The 4,584-nt window shown below is 68.0% G+C and carries 2 protein-coding genes; both read right to left on the reverse strand.

The genetic code is table 11. From position 1 onward, the window contains the following. Positions 1-3,678: type I polyketide synthase (locus tag VML93_RS33680; protein WP_325617455.1), on the reverse strand; the 3,678-nt coding region annotated here is incomplete at its 3' end. Positions 3,679-3,855: 177 nt separating this feature from the next. Beyond that, a partial coding sequence (locus tag VML93_RS33685; RefSeq protein ID WP_325617457.1) for a type III polyketide synthase occupies positions 3,856-4,584 on the reverse strand: 729 nt, incomplete at its 5' end.

Below are 4,584 nucleotides of genomic sequence, written 5' to 3' on the forward strand. Positions count from 1 at the left end.
CGGCGTATCACCGCTGGCGCCCAACGACACCGGCGACCACGACACCTCCAGCAAGCCCCCGCCAGACCGAGGGGCCGCCGCCGACAACGCCCCCGCCGAAATGGGACGAACCACCAACTCCCGCACCGACAACACCGGCAAACCCGCCCCGTCAGCCAACTCCACCGACACCGCACCCGTGCCCACCGGCGCTATCCGAACCCGAACCCGCGACGCCCCCACCGCATGCAAACACACCCCCTGCCACGAAAACGGCAACATCGTCGCATCCTGCTCGGCGGCCACTCCCATCGCGTGCAGCGCCGCGTCGACCAGTACCGGATGGATGCCGAAATGGCTCTCTCCGCCGACCTGTGGGACAGCGACTTCGGCGAACACCTCAGCTCCGCGCCGCCACATGGCCCGCAACCCTTGAAACGCCGGACCGTACTCGTATCCCCGCCCGGCCAGCCGCTCGTAGACGTCGGCGACATCCACCGACGTCGCTCCCACCGGCGGCCATACCGACAAATCCGCGACCGGCTCGACGACCCCGGCGCTCAACGCTCCTTCGGCATGCAACACCCATTCCGAACCGGGTTGAGCTCCAACTGAATACACTGACATGGCACGTCGCCCGGACGCCTCCGGCGCGCCGATCACCACCTGTATCTGAATGCCATCGGCGGCCGGCAGCAGCAGCGGCGCTGACAGCGTCAGCTCCTCCACCACCGAACAGCCGACCTCATCGCCGGCCCGCAACGCCAACTCCACGAATCCGGCCCCGGGGAACAGCACCACCCCGGCCACCGCGTGATCGGCCAACCAGGGCTGAGCGGCCAGCGACAGCCGGCCGGTCAACACCAGCCCACCCGAATCCGGGCGCTGCACCACCGCGCCCAGCAGCCCGTGCTCAGCTCCCGCCACTCCCAAACCGGCCAGGTCGGCACCGCCGATGCCGAATACCGGCAGCCAAAACCGCTGCCGCTGAAAGGCATACGTCGGTACCTCGACCCGTTGGGGCGCCCGATCGGCGAACGCGGCCCGCCAGTCCACCGCCACGCCCGCGACGTGGGCCTGAGCCGCGGACAGCCAAAATCGTTCCAGCCCACCATCGTCGCGGCCCAGTGACGGAATGATGGTGGCAAGATCCAACGTCTGTTCGATACCGGCGATCAGCACCGGATGGGGGCTGGATTCGATGAACACCTGATAGCCGTCGTCATGCGCGCAGCGGACCGCGCGCTCGAATTCGACGGTGCGCCGGATGCTCTGGTACCAGTACTCGGCGTTCAAGCCGGCGGTGTCCATGAGTTCGCCGGTCACCGTGGAGAAGAACGCGATCGGCGAAGACTGGGGCTCGATGCCGGCCAGCGCTTCGGCGAGCGGCTCACGGATGGCATCCACCTGCACCGAATGCGAGGCGTAGTCGACGTCGATCCTGCGGGCGCGCACGTTCTCGGCTTCACAACGCAGGATTAGCTCGTCGAGCGCATCCACTGCGCCGGAAACCGCGACTGCCGAAACACTGTTGACGGCAGCGATACTCAGCCGGTCGCCCCACGCAGCAACCAAGTCCTGCGCTTGTGCCAGCCCACAGGCCAGCGATGCCATGCCGCCCGCACCCGACAACTGCACCAGCAACCGGCTCCGTAACGCCACCACGCGGGCGGCGTCGTCCAGCGACAACCCGCCCGCCACATAGGCTGCCGCGATCTCGCCTTGTGAATGGCCGATCACCGCATCGGGCAGCACGCCCAGCGAGCGCCACAGTTCGGCCAGCGACACCATCACCGCCCACAGAACCGGCTGCACCACGTCCACCCGATCCAGGCCCGGCGCACCGGGCACACCGCGGATGACGTCGATCAGGGACCATTGCACGTGTTGGCCGAGTGCCTTGTCGCACCGGTGCATATGGTCGGCGAATACCGCAGAGGCGTCGAGCAACTCGGCTCCCATGCCGACCCATTGCGAGCCTTGGCCGGGAAATACGAACACCGTCCTGCCCACCGGTTGGGCTCGCCCCGCCACCACGCTCGCGCCCGGCTCACCGCCGGCCAAACCGGCCAAACCCGAAATCAGTTGGTCGCGGTCAGCGCCGACGACCACGGCCCGGTGCTCGAACGTCGAGCGTGTCGAAACCAGCGACCACCCCACATCGGCCACAGCAAGATCCCGATGCGCACCCACATGCGCCAACAGCCGCTGCGCCTGAGCCGTCAACGCCTCCGCTGAGCGGGCCGACAACACCCACGGAACAACCGCATTGCCGGTATCGCCCTCCGGGAGAACGCTTTCCGGCGTCGGCGGCTCTGCTGGCTGTTCCAGGATCACGTGCGCATTGGTCCCGCTGATCCCGAAGGACGACACCCCCGCCCGGCGCGGCGGATCCGACTTTGGCCAGGACCGCGATTCGGTGAGTAACGACACCGCACCCGCCGCCCAATCCACATGCGGCGTAGGCACATCCACGTGCAACGTCCGCGGCATCACCCCGTGGCGCATCGCCTGCACCAACTTGATCACCCCGGCCGCCCCGGCCGCAGCCGACGTGTGCCCCATGTTGGATTTGATCGACCCCAGCCACAACGGCCGATCAGCCGGCCGATCCTGCCCGTAGGTCGCCAAAAGCGCCTGCGCCTCAATCGGATCGCCCAGCGTGGTTCCCGTGCCGTGGCCCTCGACCAGATCCACCTCCCCGGCGCCCAGTCGGGCGTTGGCCAATGCCGCCCGAATCACCCGCTGCTGCGAGGGCCCATTGGGCGTCGCCAGGCCGTTGGAGGCGCCGTCCTGGTTGACCGCTGATCCGCGGACCAGCGCCAGCACCTCGTGTCCCAGCCGCCGCGCATCGGCCAATCGTTCCACCACCAGGACACCGACGCCCTCGGAAAACCCGGTGCCGTCCGCGGCACCGGCATAGGCTTTGCACCGCCCATCCGCCGAAAGCGCACGCTGCCGGCTGAATTCGACGAACATCGCCGGGGTGGCCATCACGGTCACCCCGCCCGCCAACGCCAGATCGCACTCCCCCGACCGCAGCGAGTGCGCCGCCAAATGCAATGCGACCAACGACGACGAACACGCCGTATCCACCGATACCGCAGGGCCTTCCAGCCCCAACGCATAGGCCACCCGCCCCGAGGCCACGCTCAACGTCGAACCGCGCAGGCCGTACCGCTCGAGCTCCCCGGGCACCCGACCCTGGCCGCCGTACGAGCCGTGAAACACCCCGGCGAACACCCCGGTCGTCGACCCCCGCAGCTGCACCGGGTCAATTCCGGTGCGCTCCAACGCCTCCCACGACACCTCCAGTAGCAATCGCTGCTGGGGATCCATCGCCAGCGCCTCGCTGGGCGCGATGCCGAAGAATGCGGCGTCGAAGTCGGCCACGTCCGCCAAAAACCCGCCGCTGCGGGTGTAGGACTTGCCTGTCGCATCCGGATCCGGGTCGAACAACCCCGTCAAATCCCAGCCGCGATCCGCCGGAAAGTCCGACACCACATCGCGGCCCGCGGCGACCATGTCCCACAGTGCGTCTGGCGAATCCACCCCGCCCGGATAGCGGCACGCCATCCCCACCACCGCCACCGGTTCAGTGCTGGATGCCAGATATTCGCGGTTCTCGCGCTTGAGCCGCGCGTTTTCCTTGAGCGACTCGCGGAGCGCCCGAACGAGGTCTTCTTGAGTGCTGTTCATACGATGCGGTCTCTAGTATCGCTCAACCGATACCGGCGCCCGCGCAGCCCAAACTCAGCAGCCGCAGTGACCACGGATCGCGCCTTTCGGAAGCCCCCCACCGACGTTGCAACATCCCATCGCCGTCACCTCTTCCAGGCGACGGTTACGGGACGAGGGAGAGCTCACGGGCGCGCATCAGTGCCAGTGCAGCAAAACGAGTTCGGAACAGAATCCGGGACCCATCGCAATCATGAGTCCTGGGCTTCCGCTGGGCGGTCGCTTTTCGATGGTGTCACGCAGCACGTGCAGCACCGACGCGGACGACAGGTTGCCGATCTCGCCCAGCGAACGCCAGGTGAGCTCCAAGGCCTCCGGCGACAGGTCGAGGCTCTCGTTGATCGCCTCGATGATCTTCGGCCCCCCCGGATGGCTGACCCAGGCACCGATGTCGGTGGTGCTCAGACCGTGCGCGGCCAGGAAACTGCGGACGTCGTCGCCGATGTATTGCCGGACCACAGTCGCGAGGTCTTTCGATAGCACGAGCTCGAACCCGGTGGTGCCGACGTCGTAACCCATTGTCCGCAGCGAGTCGGGATACAGGTGGCTGCGGGAATCGACGATGTCCGGCCCGCCGGCGCCGACCTCGTCGGCGCGACGCTCGCCGACGGCTACCACCGCGGCGGCTCCATCAGCAAACAGGGCGCTGCCGACCAGACCCGCCAGCGACGGCTTGTATCCCGGGTAGGTGAGGGAGCAGAGTTCGACCGAGATCAGGGCAGCGACGCCGTCCGGCGCACCGCGCAGATAGTCGTGTACACGCCCCACGCCCGCCGCCCCGGCCACGCAGCCCAGGCCGAACAGCGGAACCCGCCGCACATCGGCGCGCAGCCCGAGGCGCCCGGCGATCCGGGCATCCAACGACGG

The organism is Mycobacterium sp., from assembly GCF_035499775.1.
Taxonomy (GTDB): domain Bacteria; phylum Actinomycetota; class Actinomycetes; order Mycobacteriales; family Mycobacteriaceae; genus Mycobacterium.